At 43.9% G+C, this 976-nt stretch carries 2 protein-coding genes; both read left to right on the forward strand.

Features of this window, described 5'->3' with window-relative positions; genetic code table 11:
• Positions 1 to 894, forward strand: an 894-nt coding sequence (locus tag UC75_RS18465; protein WP_128825370.1) for an ATP-binding cassette domain-containing protein, incomplete at its 5' end; no start/stop codon positions are given.
• Positions 891 to 976, forward strand: an 86-nt coding sequence (locus UC75_RS22470; RefSeq protein ID WP_228137503.1) for a hypothetical protein, incomplete at its 3' end; no start/stop codon positions are given. The genes UC75_RS18465 and UC75_RS22470, both read left to right, overlap by 4 nt.

Raw genomic sequence — 976 nt, forward strand, 5'->3', positions numbered from 1 at the left:
TGTTCAATTTTATCTTCACGCATGTTAGGTCCGATTGCACAGATTACAGGCGTTCTAGGGCGTTTACAGCAGGCGAAAGTTGCAAAACAAAGTTTAGATGAGCTTATGCAACGTCCGATTGATCAGGCTGACCGTTCACATCTGGTACATAAAGCTGCTTTAAATGGCGATTACGAACTAAAAAATGCTTTGTTCCAATATGGAGAAGAAGACCCAAGACCAAGTTTGGCAATCCGTCATTTAAAAATTCGCGCTGGTGAAAAAATAGCAATTCTGGGGCGTAATGGTGCGGGTAAATCGACACTGCTTCAGCTTCTATCTGGCATGCAAGTCCCAACTCAAGGTTCGGTGCATTTAGATGGTTTGGATCTGTCTTTAATTGACCCATCTGATGTACGTCGTGATATGGGTTTACTTAACCAGAATGCTTATCTTTTCTACGGTACGATTCGTGAGAACCTTACTTTAGGTGCTCCGCTTGCAACCGATGAAGAAATTCTTCGGGCTTTAGTGGTGACGGGTGCATTACCTTTTGTCCAAGAGAAAAAAGAAGGATTGGATCACCTGATTTTAGAGGGTGGCGTTGGTTTCTCGGGTGGTCAGAAACAAGCATTGTTACTGGCTCGTCTATTGATTCGTCAACCTAACATTTTATTGTTAGATGAACCAACAGCAGCCATTGATGATGTGGCAGAGAAACAACTGATTGATCATTTAAAAGGTTGGCTGGCGCATCGGACCTTGGTCGTTGCGACTCACCGCCGAGCTGTTTTAGAACTGGTGGACCGTATTATTGTCGTGAACGATGGCAAAATCGTGATGGATGGTCCAAGAGATCAGGTCCTTAATCAATCAACAGCCCAACAAAAACAAGTGCAAGGGGGTAATTCATGAGCGAACCACAACAAGAACAACAACTCACCCGTTCAATGAATGTCTCTTATAGTGAGCCACCTTTACCACGTGCCAGTTTAGT

The organism is Acinetobacter sp. V2 (genome assembly GCF_001188385.1).
GTDB classification, from domain to species: Bacteria; Pseudomonadota; Gammaproteobacteria; order Pseudomonadales; family Moraxellaceae; genus Acinetobacter; species Acinetobacter oleivorans.